The 22,952-nt window shown below is 61.7% G+C and carries 23 protein-coding genes; 9 read left to right on the top strand and 14 right to left on the bottom strand.

The genetic code is table 11. From position 1 onward, the window contains the following. Window positions 1-11 precede the first annotated feature (11 nt). Window positions 12-497 (top strand): FKBP-type peptidyl-prolyl cis-trans isomerase, encoded by a 486-nt coding sequence (locus RYH70_RS00300; protein ID WP_022997452.1) that lies wholly within the window; start codon window positions 12-14, stop codon window positions 495-497. Between the two features lie 37 nt (window positions 498-534). On the opposite strand, the gene RYH70_RS00295 is transcribed toward RYH70_RS00300, so the two are convergent. Next, on the bottom strand, window positions 535-1,983 hold the full coding sequence (locus RYH70_RS00295; protein ID WP_317009610.1) for a helicase HerA-like domain-containing protein: 1,449 nt from the start codon (window positions 1,981-1,983) through the stop codon (window positions 535-537). A 123-nt stretch (window positions 1,984-2,106) separates the two neighbouring features. On the opposite strand from RYH70_RS00295, the gene gloA reads away from it, so the two are divergent. Next, window positions 2,107-2,652 carry a lactoylglutathione lyase gene (gene gloA / locus RYH70_RS00290; protein WP_022997450.1) on the top strand — a complete coding sequence of 182 codons (546 nt, stop codon included), beginning with the start codon at window positions 2,107-2,109 and terminating at the stop codon, window positions 2,650-2,652. Here the strand turns inward: gloA and RYH70_RS00285 are convergent. Next, on the bottom strand, window positions 2,649-3,512 hold the full coding sequence (locus RYH70_RS00285; RefSeq protein ID WP_022997449.1) for a LysR family transcriptional regulator: 864 nt from the start codon (window positions 3,510-3,512) through the stop codon (window positions 2,649-2,651). The genes gloA and RYH70_RS00285 overlap by 4 nt on opposite strands. Before the next feature lie 141 nt (window positions 3,513-3,653). Between RYH70_RS00285 and RYH70_RS00280 the strand changes: the two genes are divergently transcribed. Then, window positions 3,654-4,856 (top strand): MFS transporter, encoded by a 1,203-nt coding sequence (locus RYH70_RS00280; RefSeq protein WP_026948822.1) that lies wholly within the window; start codon window positions 3,654-3,656, stop codon window positions 4,854-4,856. Here RYH70_RS00280 and RYH70_RS00275 read toward each other — a convergent pair. From RYH70_RS00275 to RYH70_RS00255, 5 genes are all read right to left on the bottom strand, one after another. Further along, entirely contained in the window at window positions 4,839-5,258 is a 420-nt protein-coding gene (locus RYH70_RS00275; protein ID WP_022997447.1) for a DUF6691 family protein, read from the bottom strand. The two genes, RYH70_RS00280 and RYH70_RS00275, sit on opposite strands and share 18 nt — an antisense overlap. Next, window positions 5,255-5,719, bottom strand: a complete 465-nt coding sequence (locus RYH70_RS00270; protein ID WP_022997446.1) for a YeeE/YedE family protein — start codon at window positions 5,717-5,719, stop codon at window positions 5,255-5,257. Before RYH70_RS00270 ends, RYH70_RS00275 begins: the two co-directional genes overlap by 4 nt. Continuing rightward, window positions 5,716-6,042 (bottom strand): ArsR/SmtB family transcription factor, encoded by a 327-nt coding sequence (locus tag RYH70_RS00265; RefSeq protein ID WP_022997445.1) that lies wholly within the window; start codon window positions 6,040-6,042, stop codon window positions 5,716-5,718. Before RYH70_RS00265 ends, RYH70_RS00270 begins: the two co-directional genes overlap by 4 nt. 164 nt (window positions 6,043-6,206) lie before the next feature. Further along, on the bottom strand, window positions 6,207-7,880 hold the full coding sequence (locus tag RYH70_RS00260) for an amidase family protein (protein ID WP_317009609.1): 1,674 nt from the start codon (window positions 7,878-7,880) through the stop codon (window positions 6,207-6,209). A 285-nt stretch (window positions 7,881-8,165) separates the two neighbouring features. After that, window positions 8,166-8,891 (bottom strand): 16S rRNA (uracil(1498)-N(3))-methyltransferase, encoded by a 726-nt coding sequence (locus RYH70_RS00255; protein WP_022997443.1) that lies wholly within the window; start codon window positions 8,889-8,891, stop codon window positions 8,166-8,168. Window positions 8,892-9,007: 116 nt separating this feature from the next. On the opposite strand from RYH70_RS00255, the gene RYH70_RS00250 reads away from it, so the two are divergent. The 3 genes from RYH70_RS00250 to RYH70_RS00240 are packed head-to-tail and all read left to right on the top strand — an operon-like array spanning window position 9,008 to window position 11,452. Then, window positions 9,008-9,469, top strand: coding sequence for an NfeD family protein (locus tag RYH70_RS00250; RefSeq protein ID WP_022997442.1), 462 nt, complete (start codon window positions 9,008-9,010; stop codon window positions 9,467-9,469). A 10-nt stretch (window positions 9,470-9,479) separates the two neighbouring features. After that, window positions 9,480-10,439 (top strand): SPFH domain-containing protein, encoded by a 960-nt coding sequence (locus RYH70_RS00245; protein ID WP_022997441.1) that lies wholly within the window; start codon window positions 9,480-9,482, stop codon window positions 10,437-10,439. A gap of 2 nt (window positions 10,440-10,441) precedes the next feature. Then, on the top strand, window positions 10,442-11,452 hold the full coding sequence (locus tag RYH70_RS00240) for a YheT family hydrolase (protein ID WP_022997440.1): 1,011 nt from the start codon (window positions 10,442-10,444) through the stop codon (window positions 11,450-11,452). Between the two features lie 26 nt (window positions 11,453-11,478). Here RYH70_RS00240 and RYH70_RS00235 read toward each other — a convergent pair whose 3' ends face one another. From RYH70_RS00235 to RYH70_RS00205, 7 genes are all read right to left on the bottom strand, one after another. Then, the gene (locus tag RYH70_RS00235) at window positions 11,479-12,762 is read right to left on the bottom strand and encodes a hypothetical protein (protein ID WP_317009608.1); all 1,284 of its coding nucleotides are present in this window, start codon (window positions 12,760-12,762) and stop codon (window positions 11,479-11,481) included. Between the two features lie 37 nt (window positions 12,763-12,799). After that, a complete protein-coding gene (locus RYH70_RS00230; RefSeq protein WP_022997438.1) occupies window positions 12,800-13,444 on the bottom strand; it encodes a 3-oxoacid CoA-transferase subunit B in 645 nt (214 codons plus the stop codon). Beyond that, window positions 13,431-14,114: a 3-oxoacid CoA-transferase subunit A gene (locus RYH70_RS00225; RefSeq protein WP_022997437.1), complete on the bottom strand. Its 684-nt coding sequence runs from the start codon at window positions 14,112-14,114 to the stop codon at window positions 13,431-13,433. The genes RYH70_RS00230 and RYH70_RS00225 overlap by 14 nt, the downstream gene beginning before the upstream one ends. A 12-nt stretch (window positions 14,115-14,126) precedes the next feature. Continuing rightward, window positions 14,127-16,076, bottom strand: a complete 1,950-nt coding sequence (locus RYH70_RS00220; protein WP_022997436.1) for a TRAP transporter permease — start codon at window positions 16,074-16,076, stop codon at window positions 14,127-14,129. Between the two features lie 71 nt (window positions 16,077-16,147). Further along, entirely contained in the window at window positions 16,148-17,287 is a 1,140-nt protein-coding gene (locus tag RYH70_RS00215; RefSeq protein ID WP_022997435.1) for a TAXI family TRAP transporter solute-binding subunit, read from the bottom strand. 276 nt (window positions 17,288-17,563) lie between these two features. Continuing rightward, the gene (locus RYH70_RS00210; protein ID WP_026948818.1) at window positions 17,564-18,355 is read right to left on the bottom strand and encodes an IclR family transcriptional regulator; all 792 of its coding nucleotides are present in this window, start codon (window positions 18,353-18,355) and stop codon (window positions 17,564-17,566) included. Between the two features lie 83 nt (window positions 18,356-18,438). Beyond that, the gene (locus RYH70_RS00205) at window positions 18,439-19,143 is read right to left on the bottom strand and encodes a TetR/AcrR family transcriptional regulator (RefSeq protein WP_022997433.1); all 705 of its coding nucleotides are present in this window, start codon (window positions 19,141-19,143) and stop codon (window positions 18,439-18,441) included. 98 nt (window positions 19,144-19,241) lie between these two features. On the opposite strand from RYH70_RS00205, the gene RYH70_RS00200 reads away from it, so the two are divergent. The 3 genes from RYH70_RS00200 (at window position 19,242) to RYH70_RS00190 (ending at window position 22,951) form a co-directional block, all read left to right on the top strand. Next, window positions 19,242-20,684, top strand: coding sequence for a coniferyl aldehyde dehydrogenase (locus RYH70_RS00200; RefSeq protein WP_022997432.1), 1,443 nt, complete (start codon window positions 19,242-19,244; stop codon window positions 20,682-20,684). Between the two features lie 84 nt (window positions 20,685-20,768). Continuing rightward, window positions 20,769-21,290 (top strand): twin-arginine translocation signal domain-containing protein, encoded by a 522-nt coding sequence (locus RYH70_RS00195; protein ID WP_022997431.1) that lies wholly within the window; start codon window positions 20,769-20,771, stop codon window positions 21,288-21,290. 44 nt (window positions 21,291-21,334) lie between these two features. Next, window positions 21,335-22,951 (top strand): GMC family oxidoreductase, encoded by a 1,617-nt coding sequence (locus RYH70_RS00190; RefSeq protein WP_317009607.1) that lies wholly within the window; start codon window positions 21,335-21,337, stop codon window positions 22,949-22,951. The last annotated feature ends 1 nt before the right edge of the window (window position 22,952 follow it).

Here is a 22,952-nt window from a genome sequence, read left to right as displayed (position 1 = left end):
AGGACTCGCCCATGCCGATCAATAAAGACAAGGTCGTTACCCTGCATTACACCCTGCTCGACGGTGCCGATGGCAGTGAACTGGAACGCAGCGCCGAGGACGCGCCACTGTTGTATCTGCATGGCGCCGGGAACATTCTGCCCGGCCTCGAGGCCGCACTGGAAGGCAAGGACGTCGGCGAGGATGTGGAAGTGACTCTGGCGGCGGCGGACGCCTACGGCGAACGCGACGACAGTCTGCGGCAACGCCTTCCGGCCAAGTATTTCAAGCACGCCGGCAAGCTCAAACCCGGCAAGGTGGTCCGGCTGCAAACCGAGCAGGGCCCACGCCTGGTCACCGTGGTGAAAGTGGGTTTGAAAACCGTGGACGTGGACGCCAACCATCCGCTGGCGGGCCGCGCCTTACGCTTCCAGCTTTCGGTGAAGGATATCCGCGACGCCAGCGCCGAGGAAATCGCTCATCGCCACGTACACGGTCCGGGCGGCCACCAGCACTGACGTATCGCTTTGGTCGTTTCCCACAGACCGCGCCACTTCAACGCCGCTTCAGAAACCGCTCCAACACTCGAACCAGTACCCGACCCAGTTGCGTGGCCAGGGTTCTCAGCAAACTCTTGGTAAAAGCCTCGCCGGCGCTCTGCCGGCGCGAGGTCCGCTTCATGCTGGCTTTTTTCTCCGGCTCCGGTTTCGCCTGTTCCGCCTCCTTCTGCCGCTGGCGGCGAGCCTGCAGACGCTCGTGGGCGGAGTCCCGATCCTCCGTTTGATCGTATTTGGCGGCCAACGGGGACGCCGCTTTCAGTTGCGCCAAAGCCTCCTCGTCGGCCGGCCCGATGCGGCTGCGTGGCGGCGCCACCAGGGTACGTTCCACCGGCGTCGGGATACCCTGATCGTCGAGCACGCTGACCAATGCTTCGCCGACACCCAGCTCGGTGATCACCCGGGCGGTATCCAGATCGGGGTTGGCGCGGAAAGTCTGGGCCGCCACTTTCACTGCTTTCTGATCCTTGGGGGTGTAGGCTCGCAAAGCGTGTTGCACCCGGTTACCGAGCTGGCCCAGCACACTGTCGGGAATATCGGACGGCGATTGCGTGACGAAGTAAATACCAACCCCCTTGGAGCGGATCAGCCTTACTGTTTGTTCGAGTTTTTCCAGTAGCGCTTTCGGCGCGCTGTCGAACAGCAAATGGGCCTCGTCGAAAAAGAACACCAGTAACGGCAAGGGCTGGTCGCCGCGCTCCGGCAACCGTTCGAATAATTCCGCCAGCAGCCAGAGCAGAAACGTGGTGTATAGCCGGGGCCGCAGAATCAACTCACGGCCATCCAGCAGATTGACCACGCCCTGGCCGTTCTGCTGCTGTATCAGATCCATGATATCCAGCGCCGGCTCACCGAAGAACACATCACCGCCCTGGTTCTTCAACACCAGCAGCCGGCGCAAAATAGCACCGAGGCTCTGCGAGGAGAGCGTGCCATAGCGTTCGGACAATGGTTTGCGTTGCTCCACCATCCAGTTCAGCAGGCTTTCCATATCCTTCAGATCCAGCAGCGGCAGATCCTCGCTTTCGGCGTAGTCGAAGGCGATATGGAGCACTCCGCTTTGCACCTCATTGAGCTCCAGCAAATTGCTCAGCAGCGCCGGCCCCATGTCCGCCACGGTGGTGCGGACCGCCTGGCCGGTGCGGCCATACAGATCCCACAGCCGGGCCGGGCAGGCCTCGGCGGCCCAATCAGTGATGCCGATGCGCTGAACCCGCTCCTGGATCTTGTCGTTGCTCTCGCCGGCCACGGCGATACCGGACAAATCCCCTTTCACATCAGCGGTGAATACCGGCACGCCCAGACGTGAGAAGCCCTCCGCCAGCACCTGCAAGGTCACGGTTTTTCCGGTACCGGTGGCACCGGCGATCAATCCATGGCGGTTGGCCATGGCCCCGTTGAGTGCAATCCGCCCCTGTTCCGTACCGCCGATCAAAAGCTGCTGCATGGTCCGAATCCCCGTTGTGTCCTGACCGCAGTCTGCGCGATTCGGCGGATTTTGTCCGTGAGGAGTTGTAAAAGCGGCGCTCAACCCCATGTGCTGGGGAGCCGTTTTATTGGAGAGCACACTATGCCCCGCCACTTTGAATCCGCTCCCGGCCTGTGCGAAAAGCCAGACGCGGAAACCAACCGTTACCTGTTCAACCAGACCATGCTGCGGATCAAGGATCCCGAACGCAGCCTGGACTTCTACTCCCGCGTTCTGGGTATGCGCCTGGTGCGCAAACTGGATTTCCCGGAAATGCAGTTCAGCCTTTACTTCCTGGGCTATCTTGCACCGGACGAAGAAAATCGCGTGCCCGAAGACGACGCCGCCCGGCTGACCTACACCTTTGGCCGGGAAGCGATGCTGGAGCTGACTCATAACTGGGGCACGGAAAAAGAGGCGGATTTCAGCTACCACAACGGCAATGACGACCCGCGCGGCTTCGGCCATATCGGCGTCACCGTGCCGGACGTCTATGCCGCCTGCGAACGCTTCGAGAAACTGGGCGTGGACTTCGTCAAGAAGCCGGACGAGGGCAAAATGAAAGGCCTCGGCTTCATTCGTGATCCCGACGGTTACTGGATCGAGATCATTCAGGCCGACATGATGGAGAAACAGGCCAACAGCTAAAGATCGAGCAGCGCCAGAAAGGCCCGCGTCGCCGGTGTCGGGTTGGGGTGCCATACCGCCCGCACCACCCGGCGCGGCGCTTCCCGCACCGGCCGTGTGCACACGCCGGCCAGGCGCGGGGCGAGGCTGGCGGGAATCAGGCCGATCGCCAGGCCGCGGCGGACGATATCCACCAACAGCGAAATGGTACTCACCTCAAACCGGACCGCGTAACGCAGGCCCGCGGCGGCGAACGCTTCCTCCGACTGCTGGCGGGCCCCGCTTCCCTCGCCAAAGTCCGCCATCGGCCATTCGGTCAGTTGCTCCAGACCGACCCTCCGGCACTGGGTCAGAGGGTGCTCCCGGGGCAGCAACGCCACCAGCTCTTCTTCGCACAGATCAGCACTTTCCAGCCGTTCAATCACCACCCCGGGCCAGAGACCGACAAAGGCCAGATCCAGGCTGTGTTCGTGCATGCGATCGATCATCCGTTCGCTGCCGTCCATGCTCATCTCAATGTCCACGTGGGGGTAGCGGCGATGAAACTGGGCCGTCAGCCCGATCACGTCCGGTTCGGTCAGTGTGGAGATGGTCCCCAGAGAAAGCCGGCCACGGACTTCACCGCTGCGCGCGGCCACTTCGTCTTCGATACGGCGCACCGCATCCAAAGCCCGCCGGCCGCTCTCCACGAACGCCTCACCGGCGGGAGTAAGCCGCAAGGATCGGGAGTTACGTTCAAACAGGATGGTCCCCAGTTGCTGTTCGAGCTGCGCCACCTGATGACTCAGTGCCGATTGCACGATATGGCAGCGGCGGGCGGCGGCGGTGAAACTGCCTTCTTCCGCCACCGCCAGCACATACTCGATCTGGCGCAGTTTCATGATCCAGCCCCTGATCCATCTCTTTTATAGATAGCTGGAATGATATTAATGCATTTGTCACATGACGGCGATTGGCCGACACTGCGCCGCTCAGCCGACGATCGATACCCAGCCCATCAGGGAGAACCGCCAGGAGAGGCCATGAACACAGACCGCCAGCACGATACGGCACCCGGGCTCAATCCCATGCTGCTTATGCTGATGACCGTCACCACCGGGTTGGCGGTGGCCAGCAACTACTATGCCCAGCCGTTGCTGCACACTATCGCCGATGAGTTGTCGTTGTCCTATTCCCGCGCCGGCATCATCGTCACCGCCGCCCAGGCGGGCTACGCGGCCGGATTGCTGCTGCTGGTGCCTCTTGGCGACATGTTCGAGCGGCGGCGGCTGATCGTCACCATGATCACGCTGGCCGCCGGCGGCCTGCTGATCAGTGCCAATGCCTCCACGCTGACCATGCTGCTGGTGGGCACCGCCATTACCGGCGCTTTCACCGTGGTGGCCCAGGTGCTGGTGCCCTTTGCCGCCACTCTCGCGGCGCCGGCGGTGCGCGGCAAAGTGGTGGGCACGGTGATGAGCGGTCTGTTGCTGGGGATTCTGCTGGCCCGGACCGTGGCCGGCGCCTTGTCCACCGTCGGCGATTGGCGCACCGTCTACTGGGTAGCTTCGGCGCTGATGTTCCTAAACGCCCTGGCGCTGTGGCGGCTGCTGCCCACCCACCGGCAATCGGCGGGGCTTTCCTATGGCCGTTTACTGCTGTCCATTGGCCAGTTGTTCGCCCGTTATCGCCTGTATCGGGCCCGTTCCGCTTTGGGCTTCCTGACCTTCGCCATGTTCAGCGTGTTCTGGACCTCGGCGGCGTTTTTGCTTTCCTCCGAACCCTGGCACTTCTCCGACGCCACCATCGGCCTGTTCGGGCTGGCCGGGGCGGTGGGCGCCTTGTCCGCGCGCAAGGCGGGCAGCCTGGCCGACCGGGGCTACGCCCGCTGGACCACCTTGGGCGGCGTGTTGATGCTGGCGTTGTCCTGGGTGGTGATGGGCTTCAGTGAAGTGAGCCTGATCGCGCTGATCATCGGCATCGTGATATTGGATCTGGCGATCCAGGCGGTGCACATCAGCAACATGAACGTGATCTACGCGCTGGATGAGTCGGCCCGCAATCGCCTCAATTCCGGCTACATGTTCGTGTACTTTCTTGGCGGCGCCGGAGGCTCGCTGGCCTCCGCGTGGGTCTACCAGCATTACCAGTGGAACGGCGTGGTCGGGCTCGGTCTGGGTCTGGCGGCCGTGGCCTGTCTGCTGGCTTGGCTGACACCGGCGGAGACGTCAACCTCCGCCTCGTGATTGCAGAACACGAAACAGCAACATGCCGGCGACCATCGCCGCCACGAACACAATGCCCTGCCAATAACCCAGAGGCAGCAGCGTCAGAGCCGGACCGGGGCAAATACCCGCCAATCCCCAGCCGACGCCGAACAGCAAACTGCCGCCCACCAGGCGGCGGTCAAGGTCGCGCCGCGTGGGCAGCCGCATGGCACCGCCCAGCCAGGCCCGGGAGCGGCGGCGGGCCAGGGCCATCGGCGCCATGGCCGCGGCGATGGCACCTACCATCACCAGCGCCAGGGAAGGATCCCAGGCACCGGTCAGGTCAAGAAAGCCCAGCACCTTGGCCGGATCGGTCATACCGGACAGAATCAGCCCGACACCGAACAGCAGGCCCGCAAGTAGCGCCGTCAGCTTGTTCATACCGCGACTCCCAACAGATGGCGGACGACATAGACGGTGACGAAACCCGCCCCCATGAAGCACAACGTGGCCACCAGGGAACGCGGTGACAGCCGGGACAGGCCGCAGACACCATGACCGCTGGTACAACCGGAGCCGTAGCGGGTTCCCAGGCCCACCAGCAGCCCCGCCACGATCAGCATCGCCGGCGAGCCGCTGAAATGGCTTTCCGGTACCGCCGCGAACAGGCTCCAGAGCAGCGGCGCGGCCAGCAACCCGAGTAAAAACAGCGCCGCTTCACCACGCCCTTCCTGGCCGGACCGCGCCGACCCGCCAAACAATCCGTCCAGCAACCCACCGAGCAACCCGCTGATACCGGCAATGCGGCCGTTGGCCAGAATCAGCAAAGACGCGGCCAGACCGATCAACACACCTCCGGCCAGAGCACTCCAGGGGGTGAACAGGCTCCACTCCACGTTCATCGACGAGCCTCCTCGCAAAACAATCGATACAAGGTTTCGATCACCGCCAGCGCTTCGTCGCTGGCGATGCGGTAGTAAATCTGCTTGCCCTCACGCCGGGTCGCCACCAGCCCCTCCCGCCGTAACACGCCGAGCTGCTGGGACAGAGTGGGCTGCGGTACCCCCACGGCTCCTTCCAGCTCACCCACATTGCGCTCACCCTGGCAAAGCTGGCAAAGCAGCAACAAACGGTCCGGATTGGCCAGCGCCTTCAACAGGCGTCCCGCCGCGGCGGCATTGTCGCGCAACTGATCCATATCCAGGTCGGGAACGGGGTGCTTCATGGTGCCTCTCACTTTCATTTTGTTTAATTTATATTTTTATATATTGTATGGCAAGAAATCATCACAACACGAGCCTGCCGGCCGCCACGGGAAGCAACCGCGAGGATCATAAAAAAGGGCACCCGAAGGTGCCCCTGTCCCGGAAACCCCGGGAAAAGTCATCGTCAAAGCTCTGGCGTGAACGTCGGCGGTTGGCGGGGGTGTACCTGCTCCTGGTAACCGTAGGCGATTTTGATCAGGGTCGGCTCGGCGTATTCCCGCCCCAGCATCTCCATGCCAATGGGTTGTGCCGGATCCAGATTGGTGGCCATGCCGGCGGGCAGCGTCAGCGCCGGGAACTGGGAGAACGGGCTCAACCGGTTGTTGCTGCCAGCGCTGGGGCTGCCCCCGAGATCACCGGCCAGACCGGTCATGGTCGGGTATAACAGCACATCGTAAGGCTGGCCCAGGCTGTTGCCGGCGGCATCCACGTTATCCAGCGCCCGCATCAGCCGCTCGCGCACGAACACCGGGCGTTCCACTGTATTCTTGCTGTACACCTCCTGCTGTTCCGGTGTGAGGTTGTCCAGATCGATGGTGCCGCGATATTCCAGGCTGCTCTGGTAGTTGGGCAGGTAGCCGCCGCTGTCCAGGAGCCCCTGGTAGGTCTGGATGTGACCGTCCATGACGTTGACCCAGCTGTTCAGGTAAGCGACCAGATCATGCTGGAACTCATAGCTGGACATGGAAGAGTAGTCGCCAAGGATGGTGCTCAGATCATCGACGGTAACATCTTCCACCGTGGCGCCGGCGGCTTCCATGGCGGCCAGCGCGTCTTCCATTACCGCGTTGACGGTTTCATTGTCGCCGAACAGCTCGCGCACCACACCGATACGGGCGCCATTGAGACCATCGGCATCCAGATAATCCGTGTAGGTGTCCGGCACTCCGGTAAGGGTCTTGTACTCGGCCTCGCTGCTCATCGCCGGCGCGTCGATTTCAAAACTGGTGCGCTGGTTGGCATGGGGGGAATCATCGAAACCGACCATGGCATCCATCATCAGCGCACAGTCTTCCACGGTACGGCACATGGGACCGCCGGTATCCTGCCAGGACGCCAGCGGCATGATGCCGTCCTGGCTCACCAGCTTCAGCGAAGGCCGTATCCCGACCAAACCACCCAGACTGGAAGGCACCCGGATGGAACCACCGGTGTCGCTGCCGGTCCCCACCATGGCCAGGCTGGCGGCAATGGCGGTGCCGGTACCGCTGGAAGACCCCCCCGCGCCTTTGCTCTGGTCGTAGGCGTTCTTCACCAGACCACGCAGGGAACTGGCTCCAGTGAAGCCGAAGACGAATTCATCCATGTTGGCCTTGCCAATGATGATGGCGCCGGCTTCGCGCAGACGGCGGATGGTGTAGGCATCCTCCAGAGGCCGGTTGTACTGGAATGCAATCGCGCCACCGGTGGTCGGCATCTGTTTGGTGTTGAAGTTGTCCTTCGGCAGCACCGGCACACAATAGAGAGGGCCATCGATGCCGGTTACCTCGAAGTTCAGATCTTTTTCCCGGGCTTCGAACAACGCATCCGGGTTAATGTTGACGACACTGCGCAACTCGGTTTCGGTACCGTCGTCGTCATAAGCATGGATACGATCGATATAGCCCTGGATGACTTCTTCACAGGTAACACCGCCAGTCTCCAACGAGGTGTGCAGACTGCTTACCGTGGCTTCAACATAGGAAAACGGTACCGGCTCCACTACCGGCGGAGCGGAATCACTGCTGGAGGAGCCGCCACAGCCGGCGAGTACGGCAAGCGATAAGGCGGTAACCGCGAACAATCTGGTTTTGATCATGGCGTCCCCATTTCCCTCTGTACGGTTCAACACATATCCCTGAATAAAAAGGCCCGGGGCCTGCAACCGGCCCCGGGCAAACTCCTGTCGCGTTGCCTGTCCAGGAATCAAGAGCCGTGCCAGATTTTCCAATGTTCACGGAAATACCCGCGAGAATGCGGAAATAGTGGATGCTCACGTACTGCAAAGTACGAGCACACTGATCATGAGGTACACCACCTATGGAAGAGCGCACAAAAATGGGAGGGGCGGCGCACTAACTTCGAGCGGGGGGAGCCGGGGTGGTCAGGATAACCAGGCCCACAAGGCGGCCAACAGCGCCACCGGCGCGGTTTCCGCGCGTAATACCCGGCTGCCGAGGGCAAAGGCGGAAAAGCCGGCGTCGAAAGCACTTTCGAGTTCGTCGTCATCGAACCCGCCTTCCGGGCCGGTGAGCAAGGTCAGCTCGCTCTGCGCGGTCAGGCGGTGGCGGGAAAAAGGCTCACTGCCCGGATGAGCAATCAGTTTAAGCCCGGGCAGCGGTCCGGCCAGCCAGCTGTTCAAGGGCATCGCGGTGAGAATCTCGGGCGGCCGGTTAAGGCCGCACTGCTCGCAGGCGCTGATCGCCACCTGCCGCCAATGCTCACGCTTTTTCTCCTGACGTTCGCCTTTCAGGCGGACTTCGCAACGGGCGGTATCCAGAATCTGGATACGGGCAACGCCCAACTCGGTGGCTTTCTGGATGGCGTAATCCATGCGCTCGCCTTTGATCATCGGCAACCCCAGGGTCACCGCCAGCGGTGGCGTGCGTTCCACCGGATCGTGGGCCAGGGGCAACACCTCCACGGTTTTCTTGTCCACCGCGACGAGGCGGGCCCGCCATTCGCCTCCCCGACCGTTGAACAGCACCACCTCCTCTCCCTTGCTCATGCGCAACACCCGGGCGATATGCTGGCTGGGGCTGGCGCCCAGCTGGCAGGGCCGGTCGAGGTGAAAGTCCTGATCATCGAAGAATCGGCGCATTGAGGGCATCGGCGGATCCGTTAAAACGAGGGCGGTTTTTGCGGTGCGCCTAGGCTACCATAGGGCACTTGTCAGGGGCGTCATTTCGCCGCCAAAAGCACACCGATTACAAGGGATTGAAACCTATGCCGGAATACAGTTACTGGATCATTCTCGGGTTGATTCTGATCATCGCGGAGTTTTTGATCTCCGGGCTGCTGACCATTTTTCTCGGTCTGGCGGCGGTAATCGTCGGCATCCTGGTGTTTTTCGGTGTTCTCAATGACCTGACCTGGGAGATCACCACCTTCGCCGTCATCAGCCTGCTGTTGCTGGTGGGGGCGCGGCGCTATTTGCGCGCCTGGCTGTTCGGACGCGAGGCCCAGTCCAAATCCATCGAGGACAGCGCTGGCCTGATCGGCTCCCGCGCTACCGTGGAGCAGGATTTCGTGGACGGTATCGGCGCGGTACGGTACCGCGGTGCCCGCTGGCAAGCGCAATCGCCAGTGGCCTTGAAAGCCGGGGAAATGGTGCGAATCACCAAACATGATGGCCTCTGGCTCACGGTCGAGCCCTGGTCCAGCACTTCAACCGACAAGCAACCGTAAGGATTACATTATGCAAGGATTGATTATTTCCGCACTGATCGCCCTCGGCGTCATCGTGCTGCTGGGAATGACCATTCGTATCGTTCCGCAACGGAACGTCTACGTGGTGGAACGGCTCGGCAAGTACCGCACCTCTCTGGAAGCAGGCATGCATATTCTCATGCCGTTCATCGATAAAGTGGCCTACAAACATTCCCTGAAGGAAATCGTGCGCGACGTGCCACGCCAGAGCTGTATCACCAAGGACAACATCGAAGTCTCCATCGATGGCGTCATGTACCTGCAGGTGGTCGATCCCAAATCCGCCAGTTACGGCGTGGACGACTATGTCATGGCTGCCCAGCAGCTGGCGCAAACCACGCTGCGTTCGGTGATCGGTAAGATCGACCTGGACAAGACCTTCGAGGAACGCTCCGAAATCAATATGGAAGTGGTCCAGGCGGTGGACGAAGCGGCCCAGCCCTGGGGCGTGAAGGTTCTGCGTTACGAGGTGGCGGACATCAATCTGCCGGCCTCGATCAAGGACGCCATGGAGAAACAGGTCCGCGCCGAGCGGGAACGCCGTGCGGTGGTGGCGGAGTCCGAAGGGGATCGTCAGGCCGCGATCAACCGTTCCGAGGGTGACCGCCAGGCGGCGATCAACCGCTCCGAGGGTGAGAAGCAGGAGATGATCAACATCTCCGAAGGTGAAAAGATGAAGCAAATCAACGAGGCGGAAGGTCGCGCCCGGCAGATCGAACTGATCGCCCAGGCCACCGCCACCGGTTTGCGTGAGGTGGCCACGGCGGTGAAGGAAGACGGTGGCGAGGAAGCCGTCAGCCTGCGCATCGCCGAACAGTACGTGAGCGCCTTCGAGAAACTGGCGAAGGAGTCCACCACACTGCTGCTGCCGTCCAATCTGAGCGATGTCGGCGGCACCGTCGCCGGTCTGCAAAAAGTACTGAAGACCATCGACAGAACCCAGCCCTGAGCATGACTTCCGCCGCTTTTCGGGCCCCCTGGTGGGCCCGTTCCCCTCATCTGCAAACTCTGTGGGGGCCGCTGTTGCGCCGTACCGGAGCACCGGCACGGCGGCGGGAGACGCTGCCGCTGGCGGATGGCGATTATCTGCTGCTGGACTGGTGCGGACCGGCACCGGACGGCCAGCTTCCGGTCTTACTGCTCCAGCACGGCCTGTCCGGTTCCAGTGATTCGCACTACATCATCGGTATCCAACGGCGTCTGCTCGCTCTCGGCCTGCCTTCAGTGGCGGCCAATGGCCGTGGCGCCCTGGTTCCCAATGACACCGCCAGGTCTTACCACGCCGGGGAGATCGATGATCTCAACGCCGTGATCGAGCACGTCCATGCACGCGCCAAGGGGGCACCGGTACTGGCGCTCGGCGTTTCCCTGGGAGCCTCACGCCTGCTCAACTGGCTGGCCCTGGCGGATTCCGGCAAGCTGGCCGGCGCCCTGGCGATCTGCGCGCCGTTGCAACTGGCGAACAGTGCCGACCACATGGATCAGGGCTTCTCGCGCATCTATCGCAATCATCTGATCAAAGCCCTGCTCGCTACCCTGGATGCCCAGGAACGGCATCTGCACAAGGTAAACCCCGAGCAAGCGGCGATCCTGGCGGGCCTCGACCGCACCGGCATCCGCTCTTTCTGGGACTTTGACGGGCGGATCGTCGCGCCTTTGTACGGCTTTCGCGATGCCGCCGACTACTACGCTCAGTGCTCCGCCGGGACACGCCTCGGCGCCATTGACACTCCCACCTGGTTACTCCAGGCCCGGGACGATCCCTTCATGACCGAGGCCAGCCTGCCCCGGCAACAGGATCTCAGTGACGCGGTGACGTTGGAAGTGGCCGAACACGGCGGCCATGTGGGGTTTGTTCAAGGTTCGATCCGGCGCCCTCATTATTGGCTGGAGCAACGGGCCGAGGTGTTCGTCCGCGCGTTTTCATCTGATCATCAAAGCGTATCGGCCGCTGCCGGCTGAACGCCATTAACGGCGAAGAGATGACCTCACGGCATCAGCACCACGGTAAGCAAAGCGGCCAGCCCGCCGCTCAAGACCAGCCAGCAGGCGGACAACCCCAGGTTCCAGCGGAACGCGGCGACCCGGGCGTCGTAGCCGGTGAGCCGTTCCATCAATAGCGAATTGGCGGAATAGGGTGTCCCCGTGGCGCACTGGGCCCAGCCACTGACAATCGCCAGCCCCAGACCGACATACGCTTCCGGCGGCCATACCGGCCCCATCACGCCGCCGGCCAAAGTACCCATTATGATCGGGTTGAGTCCGAGCTGGCCGCCACCAAAGAACAGAAACGGCACCACGAAGGCCACCAGAGGGTAGCCCCAGTCCGGTAGCGAGAACGCCTCCCCCAGAGAATGCAGCACCAGCAAACTGATCAGCGCGCCCAGAAACGATGAGCCGCCCATGATCACCACTTCGTTGGCCAGCGGCGCCATGGTCGGCAGCGATACCCGTTCCCCGCGCCAGCGCTCGCGCACCATCAGCAGGATGACCGCGATCAGGCAGCTCAGAGTGACCGCTTTCGAGTAACGCAAATCCAGCAGACCGTTGAACAGCAGCGTCACCATCCAGATCGCGGTGACCACCGCGCCGAAGCGCAGCCAAGGCATCAGCATACTGTCTTTACGGTCGTCGCCGCCGACCGGTTTTTCCGCCTCCCGGAACAAAGCGCCGCTGGCCAGATAGACCATCGCCAGCGGCACGCTGATCGCCAGCAACTCCCAGGAATGCAGGCCCACGAGGTAGGTCAGGGTGGTGACCACGGAGATCGACAGCGGGGAGAACATTGGCGAGGCACCATAGCCACGCAGCACACCGCGGGCGGCGTTGCGCGCCATGGCCGAATCGCCATGGCTCCGCACCTGTTGGTCGACCATCGAGCCGATCAGCCCCACCGAACCGAAGTTGAGCGGCACGGAAAGGAAGGCCGTGCCAAAAGTGATGCTGTAATAGCGGGGCAGGGGCCGGCCGCTGAACAGGCCGGCGGAAATCCGCTTCAGATCCGGCGAGCGGCCCAGTACCGCCGCCAACAGCATCATGATAACGATCAGGGCGGTCAGGCGAATCATGGCGGTGGCGGCCAGCACCAAGGAGTGCGGCGCCACCAACAGCGCCGCCAGCAATGACAGCAGCACCAGCGTCAACAGACCCCGCGCCACCATCCGCAGCTCACCCCAGGCCAGGGTCACCGCCACCAGCGCGGCGGCGGTGCCCGCCAGATTCACAGCCGGCCAGGCCGGCAGCAAACCTGCGACCAGGGCCGCGTAGGTCAACCCCGACCGCCAGCGAAGCCGTGCCGCCGTCGACACGTCAGCTCAGCGCCGGCAACAGCGTCGCGCCGGTCAGCGCCTGCACCTCATCGAAGGTGTTATCACCGTGCAATTGACGTACCCGCAGCCCTTGGTCGGTCACGTCCAGCACCGCCAGATCGGTGTAGATGCGTTTCACCACGGCGGCGCCGGTCAGCGGATAGTTACAGCTTTCCAGGATCTTCGGCTCACCGCTCTTGGTGGTGTGGCTCATGATCACGAACACCTGCTTCGCGCCCACCGCAAGATCCATGGCACCACCCACCGCCGGCGGGTAGGTGTCGTTATTGGTGGCCCAATTGGCCAGATCGCCTTTTTCCGACACCTGGAACGCGCCCAGTACCGCCAGATCCAAGTGACCGCCACGCATCATGGCGAAGGATTCAGCATTGTCGAAATAGGCGCCGCCGGGCAGCAGCGTGACGAACTGTTTGCCGGCGTTGATCAAATCCGGATCTTCCTCGCCCGGGGCCGGAGCCGGGCCAACACCGAGGATGCCGTTCTCGCTCTGGTAGATCACCTGCCGGTCGTCGCTGACGTAGTTCGCCACCATGGTGGGCATGCCAATGCCCAGATTCACATAGGCGCCATCGGGAATATCCTGGGCCACCCGCTCGGCGATCTCCGCCGGTTTAAGCCGCATCATTCCGCCACTCCTTCTGTGCCACTACCCGATCCACGAAGATACCCGGGGTCACGATGCATTCCGGGTCGAGATCGCCCACTGCGTCCACCCGCTCCACTTCCGCCACGGTCAACGCGGCGGCGGTGGCCATGGGCGGATTGAAGTTGCGGCCGGCGGTGTTATAAATCAGGTTGCCCCAGGCATCCGCCCGTTGCGCCTTGATCAGGGCCACGTCAGCGGGCAGAGCGGTTTCCAACACATAACCGCGCCCGTTGATCACCTTGGTTTCCTTGCCTTCGGCCAGCCGGGTGCCATAACCGGTGGGCGTATAGAAACCGCCAATGCCGGCGCCGGCGGCGCGGATCCGTTCCGCCAGAGTGCCCTGGGGCACCAGCTCCAGCTCGATGGCGCCTTCTTCATAGAGACGCTCGAACCACACCGAACCGGCGGAGCGCGGAAACGAACAAACGATCTTGCGCACCAGACGATCTTTCAGCAGGGAAGCGATGCCCTCATCGCCCACCCCGGCGTTATTGGAAATCACGGTCAGGTCCCGGGCGCCGTGTTGGCGCAAGGCCTCGATCAGCTGCAGGGGAAAACCGGAGCTGCCGAAGCCGCCGATCATCACCGAATCACCGTCCTTGACGTCGGCCACCGCCGACTCGAAGGAATCCCAAACTTTATTGATCACGTTCTTTCACCTTTACGATTCACGCGAGGACACCGCCGCCACCGGTTTGAACAATCGACGGCTCAGGTACACCAGCGCCAGCAACCCGAACCCGACCACGTCGCTGATGGGTTCCGGGTAAATCAGCAGTGCACCGGCCACGATCAGCACCACTCGCTGAATCATCGACAACAGGCCGGCGCGATAGAGATACCCCTCCATGGCCGAGGCCAGCAGCCAGATCGCGGTGATGGCGGTGATGGTGGACAGCAGGATTTTGCTCCACTCGCCCTGCAGGATCAGGGACGGGTTGAGCACGAACAGGAACGGCAGGACGAACAGAATCGCCCCCAGACGCATGGCGTATATACCGGTTTTGGTAGCGTTGGCATCGGCCACGCCCGCCGCGGTGATGGCGGCCAGAGCCACCGGCGGGGTGACATAGGACATCATGCCCCAGTACAGAATGAACAGATGACTGGCCAGCGGATTGAGGCCCGCATTGACCAGCGCCGGCGCCAGCAAAATGGACAGGAAGATATAGCAAGCGCTGACCGTCATTCCCATGCCAAGCACGAAGCTGGTAACGGCACCCGCCGCCAGCATCAAAGGCACACTGCCATCAGCGTACAGCAGCAGTTCGCGCGAGAAAGCGCCCGCCACGCCGGTGTAGGAAAGACCACCGACCACCAGGCCAATACCAGCCAGAATCGCCACCAGGTTGGAAACGCTCAGCGTCAGATCCTGGATCATTGTCTTTGCCCGGGTCCAGTTCATGCGGTGGTTGCGTTTGAACATGGAAATACCGACCAGTACCAGAGCGGCATAGTAGGGCGCGTAGGCCTCCAGCCGCATCACCAGCAACATGTAGATCAGGGCCACCAGGCTGAACAGGTACGGCCAGCCGTCCTTGAGCGTTTCCTTGAGGTCCGGAATCTCGGACTCTGGCATGCCTTTGAGACCACGTCTGGCGGCGTAGTTATCCACCTGGAAAATCAATGCCAGATAGAACAGCAGGGCCGGCAGAAAAGCGGCGATCATGATTTCGGAGTAGGGGACACCGAGAAACGACGCCATGATAAACGCCACCGCGCCCATGATCGGCGGCATCAGGGTACCGCCGGTGGAAGCACAGGCCTCCACGGCACCGGCATAGTGAGCCGGGTAGCCGGTTTTCTTCATGGTCGGAATGGTGATCGGACCGGTGGTGAGAATGTTGGAAATAACACTGCCGGACAAACTACCGAGAATGCCACTGGAGAGCACCGCCACTTTGGCCGGACCACCCCGGCTGCGGCCCATCAAGGCAGTGGCGAAGCGCATGAAGAATTCACCACCGCCGGTGGCGGTGAGCGCCGCGCCGAACACGACAAAGCCAATCACCAGTTGCGCCACCACCTGCATCGGGATACCGATGATGCTTTCCACACCGATCACATGGGAACGGATGGTTTCGGCGAAACCGTACTGGTTACCCCAGAGAAAACCGGGCATGTGGTCCGCGTAGAGGGGGAAGCTGCCAAACAGCAAAGCCACCGCCAACAGCGGCCAGCCGCCGCAGCGACGCACGCCTTCCAGCACCAGTACCAGCAGGATGCCGGAGAATACGGTGGCCTCGGTGGGCGCCATGAAATCCCAGCCCTGCTGAATCATGACCAGGCCGTGGTGCCCCAGATAGCCGCAGGACACCAACGCCGCCAGCGCCAGGATCCAGTCGTACCAGGACACCCGCTCACGAGCACCGGACCAGGCCGGGAAGGTAATGAAAGCCGCCGCCAGGAACAGGCCGATCAGGTAGTACAAATAAGCGTTACCCAACGGCTTGAAGCCAAGCAGCTCCAGATCAAAGGTTTGATTGATGGCCATCAACAGACCCAGGGTACCCAGGGTCATGACCAGCCAATAGGCCGGCCCGCGCAAACGGGAGGAAGGAGCGCCGGCCTCCTGGCTGTGCTCTTGGGAAGCATCCGCAGACGTCGTCATGGAGGGACTCCGGAAATAGCATGATGGAACCCGGGGCGGGCTCCCTTTCCGCCCCGGCTTTCAGAGAGGGATCAGAGGGAATTGAGTGCCTGTGTACGGATACGGTCCCAGATCGCGGCGAACTCTTCGTCGCTCTTGCCATCGCCTTCGGCCACGGCTTTCTTCCAGGCGTCACGCAAGACATTCAGGCGTTTGGTGCGAGCGTCATTCCAGGCCTGGGCCTCGTCGGTCCAGATGCCTTTTTCCTTCAGGTAACGGATGGCGCCTTCATGGAAGGGAGCGTCCGCCGCCGGCACACCAGCCTGCTTCAGATCCCAGCGCGGCATCACGGACGTGGCGTCCTTGTACATGTCATAGGTCTCGTCCAACGCCTTGGTGAAAGCATAGACCAGATCCGCGTCGGTATCGGAACGAACCACCAGCACCGGGTAACGGTAAGCCAGGATATCAACCGGGTTTTCCTCGCTGATGCCGGCGCCCACGGTTTCCGTGTACGGCTGGAAGAACGGCGCTACCGCGCGCAGGCGTTTCCAACCTTCCTCGTCGTCGGCGGGCACTTCCAGCCAACGGATACCACGGGGGGATTGCTCCAGCTCGTACACGTGGCTGGGCGTGGTGGTGGTACAGGAAGCGTCGGCCTCGTTGCGCGCCAGGGAACTCATGGCGTTGGCGTAGGTGGGGAACATCTTCGCGTCGACGTCATCCCGGGTCAGGCCGGCGAAGGCCAGGAAAGCATCGCATTTGACGTTGATGGACGGGTTACCCGCCACGTAGGCGAAGCGCTTGCCCTTGAGATCCTGGAGCGTATGAATGTCGGCGTCCGCGGCGGTGAAGATACCGAACGAGGAAGGACGTCCGGCCACCACGCGAAGATCCTGCGGTCCCCAGCGGCGAGTGGAGAAATCATGGATCCCTTCACTGGCGAAGAAGGTTTCCGTGGCCAGGAAGCCAATGTCGGCACGCTTGCTCAGCACCGGTTGCAGACGGCCAATGGAGGAACCGGAAGGCTGGATACGGATGCGGGTACCGAATTTCTTGCCGAACGCATCGGCAATGGCGGACGCTTCGGCGTAGCCGGCGGAACCCACATCATAGGAGGACCAGGTCATGGATTTGGGCAGTTCCGCGGCGCTGGCGCCAGCGGTAAGAGCCAAACCGCCACCGATCATGATAGAGGCGAAAAATCGACGCAGGCGAGTCGATGAAGTCATAAGCATCTCCGAGATTGTTTTTTTACCGCCGTCGTGGACGGCGTCAAAATCGTTCGTGACGATTCAGGGGCATCCCGCCCGGCTCAGGGAGGCCATCCTCATGCCGGAAAGAACTCCGGCATCGGCCCTTTGCGAAAACTAGTCGGTCACTCTGGTTGGAGTCAATAAATTTTCCCAAATCCAAATAAAAATTTCTCGCATTTCAAGAAAAAAAGCAAAAAGTGGCCATCAATGCAACAACAAATAAGCACTTATTTGTTTATCTGGCCCTCAGCGTCATTCCTGCAGACGGGAGATTTCATCCCGGATCACGTCGATCACCATGCGTCGGCGTTCTTCGTTCATCCGGGACACCACCGACGCCACACTGACCGCCACGTCCTGCCCGGAGCCAGGCACCCGGAATGCCATTCCCAAGGCCGCCACTTCCGGAATAATACGGCCATTATTGAAAGCGAAGCCGTCACGCCGGTATTCCAGCAGCCATTGGCGTACCTCCGACAAGGTGATGCCTGAGTAGCGCTCATAGCGGTCCTGATTGAGCAGCAGCATGCGGTCACCTTCCTCCACCGGCAGGGAAGCCAGCAGCGAACAGGAGCCGGCCCCGATCCCCAACGGTCGGCGGGCTCCGACCATCAGAGTGTTGGCGCTGATCGGATAGGTGCCTTCGGAAAGATCAATGCACACCGAATCCCGGTTGGAACGAATCGACAGGTAGGTGGATTCCTCGGTGCGCCGGGAGATGTTCTTGAGCATTGGCCTCAGCCGCTGCCGCAGTTGCAGATCCGGCGCCACCGCCTGGGCCGACTCGGCGATATCGAGCAATTCGAATCCCACGTGATAGGTCTTCACATAGGGGTCAAAGGTCAGCAAGCCTTCGTGGGCCAGAGCGGTCAGCAACCGGTGAGCGGTGGCGGTATTCATCCCCACCTCACGGGCAATGCGTGACAGAGTCCCTCCGGTGGGGAAAGTGCGCGCGACCGTGCGCAGCAACAGCGACGCCTTGGCCAGAGTGGTGCTGGTGACGGGCTTGGCCTTCTTGGCGGTGGGGGTTCGGACTGAGCTCATGGGACTCCGTGACGGCAAGTTTTCTCGTTATACGTGATTTTTATCTCGTATAACGATAGCCATTACCCCACGATCTGCCAAGCTCAGCCGTTCGACGACTCCCCGATGTGGGGGCCGGATGCCGTGAACAACAGGTTCACCGTGGTGTCGCCAACCCGGAATTCCGCCTTCATGGCATCCAGATGATCCAGAGCCTCCCCCCTCAGATAGGGCGCTTCCAGGCACACGATCTGATAAATACCCTGACGCAACAGGGCCCGATCCAGAGTCTCGTTCTCAGCGGCGGCGGGGTTGAGGCCGTGGGTCAGGCCCGGCCACGACATCGCCAATACCCAGGTATTCACCATCAGGGCACGCAGGTCCTCATCGCTGGCCTCGATCAGACCGCTGGCGCGCAATCCCTGATAAATCTGCAACCCGCGCTCCATGCCATCTTGCACGAACTGCGTGTATTCGGCGCGCAACTCCGGATCCTGGTGGAGAAAATGCGGCAAATCCCGATGTAGAAACCGGCCCTGCCACATCGACTCCAGAATCCCCTGCAGGTAGTGCATCTTGTCCTGCCAGGTCAACGCTCCCTTGGGCGGCGGCAGCCATTCCCAGATTTGTTGGCGGTAACGTTGGAACAGCGCCGCCACGATCGCCGTCTTGTTGCGGAAGTGATAATACAGGTTGCCGGGACTGATCCCGAGGGCTTCGGCGATGTGGTTGGTGGTGACATTGCGCTCGCCATGGCGATTAAACAAGTCCAGGGCGGTGTCCAGAATGCGCGTTTTGGTGCCAGTCATACGGGGCCAATCCAGTCAAAGGGGAAACAGAGGGTTGACCTCTAGAGTAATTACTCTAAAAATCCCAATCAGTCCAATAACAATCCAGGAGGCGCATTATGGTCGCCGAAATCAAGGAGCTCAAAACCGATCAGGCGCGGATCACGCGCATGAACACCTTGTTCGAAGCCCAGCGGGCCGCTTTCCGTCGTCAGCCTTACCCTTCCGTGGAGGAACGCCGGGAAGCCATCCTGCGCCTCAAACCCATGTTGCTGGATCACCAGGATGAGATCATCGAAGCGCTGCGCCAGGATTTCGGCAACCGCGCCGCCGATGAAACCAAGCTGGCCGAGCTGCTCACCAGCGTCGAAGGCATCAAATACCACGCCAAGAAAGTCGCCAAATGGATGAAACCCAGCCGTCGTAAGGTCGGCGCGCCGCAATGGCCGGGCAAGGCCTGGGTGGAATATCAGCCGGTGGGCGTGGTCGGTGTGATCGTGCCCTGGAACTATCCGGTGTACCTGGCCATCGGTCCGCTACTGGCGGCGCTGGCGGCGGGCAACCGGGTGATGATCAAGATGAGCGAATCCACCCCGGCCACCGGGGCTCTGCTGCAGCGTCTGATCGCGGATACTTTTCCGGAGGATCAGGTGGCGGTGGTCAACGGCGAAGTGGATGTGGCGGCGGCGTTCTCGGCGCTGCCGTTCGATCATCTGCTGTTCACCGGTTCCACTTCCGTGGGCCGCCATATCCTGCGCGCCGCGGCGGAAAATCTGACACCGGTGACGTTGGAGCTGGGCGGCAAGAGCCCCTGCATCATCGGCGAGGATTTCCCGATGAACGAAGCGGTGGAGCGTATCGCCTTTGGAAAATGCCTGAACAGCGGCCAGACCTGTGTGGCGCCGGATTATATTCTTTGCCCCGAACAGCGGGTGGAGGAATTCGTCGAACAGTGGCGCGCGCAAATCGGCAAGCTGTATCCGACCATGGCGGAAAACCCGGACTACACCAGCATCATCAACGATCGTCAGTACCAGCGTCTGCAGGGATACCTGCGCGACGCGGAAGAAAAAGGCGCCCGTATCATCAGCATCAATCCCGCCAATGAGGATCTCGGCGACAGCCGCAAGCTACCGCACACTCTGGTACTGAATGTCACCGACGACATGAAAATCGCCCAGGACGAAATCTTCGGCCCCTTGATGTTGGTGATTCCGTATAAAGGGCTCGATCAGGCCCTGGACTACGTCAATGACCGTCCCCGCCCGCTGGCGTTGTATTACTTCGACTGGAACAGCGGCAATGCGCAATACGTGCTGCGCAATACCCACGCCGGCGGCGTCTGCCTCAACGACACCGTCAGTCACGTGGGTGTGGATGACATGCCGTTCGGCGGTGTCGGCCCCTCGGGGATGGGCCATTACCACGGCCACGAAGGCTTCCTGACCTTCTCCAAGGCCAAAGGGGTCTACCGCAAGGGCAAGTTCAACGGCACCAAGCATATCCTGCCGCCCTACGGCCGGGGCATGCACCGTTTCATCTATAAGTATCTGCTCAAATAGCCGGCCCGGCGGGCGTGACTTTTCGGTGACGCCCGTCCGGTCGTGATAACAAGCACAACAACACAATCAGGATGGAAACCGGGAATGGATCGTCGCGACTTTCTCAAACTCAGCGCCGGCGCCAGTGTCATGCTGACGGCGGGATCAAGCCTGGCCCTGCTGACCGGCTGCAGCCGCAACGACGGACCGGCCCATGGCTATCGACACCTGCGTTCCCAGGACGTCACCTTGCTCAGGCCGCTGGCCCGGGTGCTGCTGGCCCCGGCCCTGGCCGCGGCGGACGCCACCGCCGACCAGGCGCTGCTGGCTTTCGATGACCTTCTTGACGGCGGCATGCCCGGCACCCGTGGCGCGGTATTCGAGTTGCTCGATCTGCTGCAACTGGCCCCAGGGCGCTGGTATCTCACCGGCACCTGGAAACATTTCGCCGAGCAAACCGAAGAACAGCTCAGCGCGACCCTGGATCACTGGTCACGCAGTGAAAGCGAGTTGCCGCGAGCCGCCTTCCGCGGCCTCACCCAGCCGTTTCACATGGCCTGGTACGTGAAACCGGATGCCGCCCGCACCACCGGTTATCCCGGCCCGCCGAACAAGATCATCGGTTGAACCACGCCAGCCCACCTGAAAACAAAAAGCGTAAGGGTATCGCCATGCAGGATTTATCCGCTTTGCCGATCAGCGGCATCAAGGATCTCTGGAAAACCGGTATCGCCGAAGGCTGGCAGGCCTTGAATGGCCAGACCATCACGGAAGACCGCACACTGGAAGCCGATGTAATCATTGTCGGCACCGGGGCCGGCGGCGGTGTCAGCGCGGAAGTGCTCACTGAGCACGGCCTCAAGGTCATTCTGCTGGAAGCCGGCCAGTTGCGCAGCTCCAACGATTTCATTCTTGATGAGGGCAAGGCCTACCACGACCTCTATCAAGAGGGGGCAATGCGTGCCACCAAGGACGCCGGCATGACCATCCTGCAAGGCCGCACCGTGGGCGGCACCACCGTGGTCAACTGGACCAGCAGTTTCCGCACACCACGCCAGACCCTGGATTACTGGCGTGACCGTTTCGGCGTCAGCGACCTGGACCGGGAAGCGCTCAACCCCTGGTTCGACCGAATGGAGCAGCGCCTTAACATCAGCAAATGGGCCATGCCACCAAACGCCAACAATGCCGTGATCAAGAAAGGGTGCGAGAAACTGGGGTGGCACTGGGGCATCATTCCACGCAACGTCAGCGGCTGCTGGAATATTGGCTATTGCGGCATGGGCTGTCCCACCGACGCCAAGCAATCCATGCTGGTCACCACACTGCCGGCGGCAATGAAGAAAGGCGCCACCTTGCTCTACAGCACCCGCGCCGAGCGACTGCTGATGGAAGGCGATCAGGTCGTAGGGGTGGAAGCGCGGCCTTTGAATCAGGCCAAGGAGCCCACCGGCGCCACCCTGACCCTGAAAGCGCGGGCCGTGGTGGTTTCCGGCGGCGGCATTCAGAGCCCGGCGTTGCTGCTGCGCTCGGAGGCGCCGGATCCGGAAAAACGGATAGGCAAACGCACCTTCCTGCACCCCACCAGTTTCACTTTTGGTCGGTACCAAGAGGAAGTGGCCCCCTACTATGGCGCGCCCCAGTCCTTGTATTCCGACGAGTTCATCTTCAAATACGGCGTGGACGGCCCCGGCGGCTACAAGCTGGAGATGATGCCGCTGCATCCGGGGCTGGCCAGCGCGCTCATCGGTGGCATCGGCGAACAGGCACGGCAGCAGATCACCGGTTTGCCGCATCTGGCGGCCTCCATCGCGCTGGTCCGCGACGGCTTCCATGACAATAGCGAAGGCGGCTCGGTGGAATTACGTGACAACGGCGAGCCCGTTCTGGACTACCCGGTGAATGGGTATCTGCTGGAAGCGGTGAAACGATCCCATCTGACCCAGGTGGAAATGCAGTTCGCCGCCGGTGCCAAGGCAGTGCGGCCCGGTCATTCCCATGCTCCGTACTACCGCAACTGGGATGAGGCCCGGCAAGGCATCGAAACCCTGGAATACGCGCCTTTTATTACCTCGCTGGGCAGTGCTCATGTGATGGGCGGGTGCGCCATGGGCGACGACGAAAAACACTGTCTGGTAAACCACGACGGCAGCTACAAATATCTGGACAATCTCTACGTCATTGATGGCTCGGTGTTTCCCACCAGTCTCGGGGTCAATCCGCAATTAAGCATCTATGCAATCAGCGCGCGCAACGCCACCGCTCTGGCGGAAAAGCTCAGCGCCTGAA

This window comes from Alloalcanivorax xenomutans, from assembly GCF_032810065.1.
In the GTDB taxonomy this organism is placed as follows: domain Bacteria; phylum Pseudomonadota; class Gammaproteobacteria; order Pseudomonadales; family Alcanivoracaceae; genus Alloalcanivorax; species Alloalcanivorax xenomutans.
Note: the sequence above shows the minus strand (reverse complement) of the source record. Positions and strands in the feature narration are given on the sequence as shown.

Excerpts from the sequence above, each read along its gene's own strand:
- RYH70_RS00300 (WP_022997452.1), top strand. The coding sequence starts at position 12 with ATGCCGATCAATAAAGACAAGGTCGTTACCCTGCATTACACCCTGCTC.
- RYH70_RS00295 (WP_317009610.1), bottom strand. The coding sequence starts at position 1,983 with ATGCAGCAGCTTTTGATCGGCGGTACGGAACAGGGGCGGATTGCACTC.
- gloA (WP_022997450.1), top strand. The coding sequence starts at position 2,107 with ATGCCCCGCCACTTTGAATCCGCTCCCGGCCTGTGCGAAAAGCCAGAC.
- RYH70_RS00285 (WP_022997449.1), bottom strand. The coding sequence starts at position 3,512 with ATGAAACTGCGCCAGATCGAGTATGTGCTGGCGGTGGCGGAAGAAGGC.
- RYH70_RS00280 (WP_026948822.1), top strand. The coding sequence starts at position 3,654 with ATGAACACAGACCGCCAGCACGATACGGCACCCGGGCTCAATCCCATG.
- RYH70_RS00275 (WP_022997447.1), bottom strand. The coding sequence starts at position 5,258 with ATGAACAAGCTGACGGCGCTACTTGCGGGCCTGCTGTTCGGTGTCGGG.
- RYH70_RS00270 (WP_022997446.1), bottom strand. The coding sequence starts at position 5,719 with ATGAACGTGGAGTGGAGCCTGTTCACCCCCTGGAGTGCTCTGGCCGGA.
- RYH70_RS00265 (WP_022997445.1), bottom strand. The coding sequence starts at position 6,042 with ATGAAGCACCCCGTTCCCGACCTGGATATGGATCAGTTGCGCGACAAT.
- RYH70_RS00260 (WP_317009609.1), bottom strand. The coding sequence starts at position 7,880 with ATGATCAAAACCAGATTGTTCGCGGTTACCGCCTTATCGCTTGCCGTA.
- RYH70_RS00255 (WP_022997443.1), bottom strand. The coding sequence starts at position 8,891 with ATGCCCTCAATGCGCCGATTCTTCGATGATCAGGACTTTCACCTCGAC.
- RYH70_RS00250 (WP_022997442.1), top strand. The coding sequence starts at position 9,008 with ATGCCGGAATACAGTTACTGGATCATTCTCGGGTTGATTCTGATCATC.
- RYH70_RS00245 (WP_022997441.1), top strand. The coding sequence starts at position 9,480 with ATGCAAGGATTGATTATTTCCGCACTGATCGCCCTCGGCGTCATCGTG.
- RYH70_RS00240 (WP_022997440.1), top strand. The coding sequence starts at position 10,442 with ATGACTTCCGCCGCTTTTCGGGCCCCCTGGTGGGCCCGTTCCCCTCAT.
- RYH70_RS00230 (WP_022997438.1), bottom strand. The coding sequence starts at position 13,444 with ATGATGCGGCTTAAACCGGCGGAGATCGCCGAGCGGGTGGCCCAGGAT.
- RYH70_RS00220 (WP_022997436.1), bottom strand. The coding sequence starts at position 16,076 with ATGACGACGTCTGCGGATGCTTCCCAAGAGCACAGCCAGGAGGCCGGC.
- RYH70_RS00215 (WP_022997435.1), bottom strand. The coding sequence starts at position 17,287 with ATGACTTCATCGACTCGCCTGCGTCGATTTTTCGCCTCTATCATGATC.
- RYH70_RS00210 (WP_026948818.1), bottom strand. The coding sequence starts at position 18,355 with ATGAGCTCAGTCCGAACCCCCACCGCCAAGAAGGCCAAGCCCGTCACC.
- RYH70_RS00205 (WP_022997433.1), bottom strand. The coding sequence starts at position 19,143 with ATGACTGGCACCAAAACGCGCATTCTGGACACCGCCCTGGACTTGTTT.
- RYH70_RS00200 (WP_022997432.1), top strand. The coding sequence starts at position 19,242 with ATGGTCGCCGAAATCAAGGAGCTCAAAACCGATCAGGCGCGGATCACG.
- RYH70_RS00195 (WP_022997431.1), top strand. The coding sequence starts at position 20,769 with ATGGATCGTCGCGACTTTCTCAAACTCAGCGCCGGCGCCAGTGTCATG.
- RYH70_RS00190 (WP_317009607.1), top strand. The coding sequence starts at position 21,335 with ATGCAGGATTTATCCGCTTTGCCGATCAGCGGCATCAAGGATCTCTGG.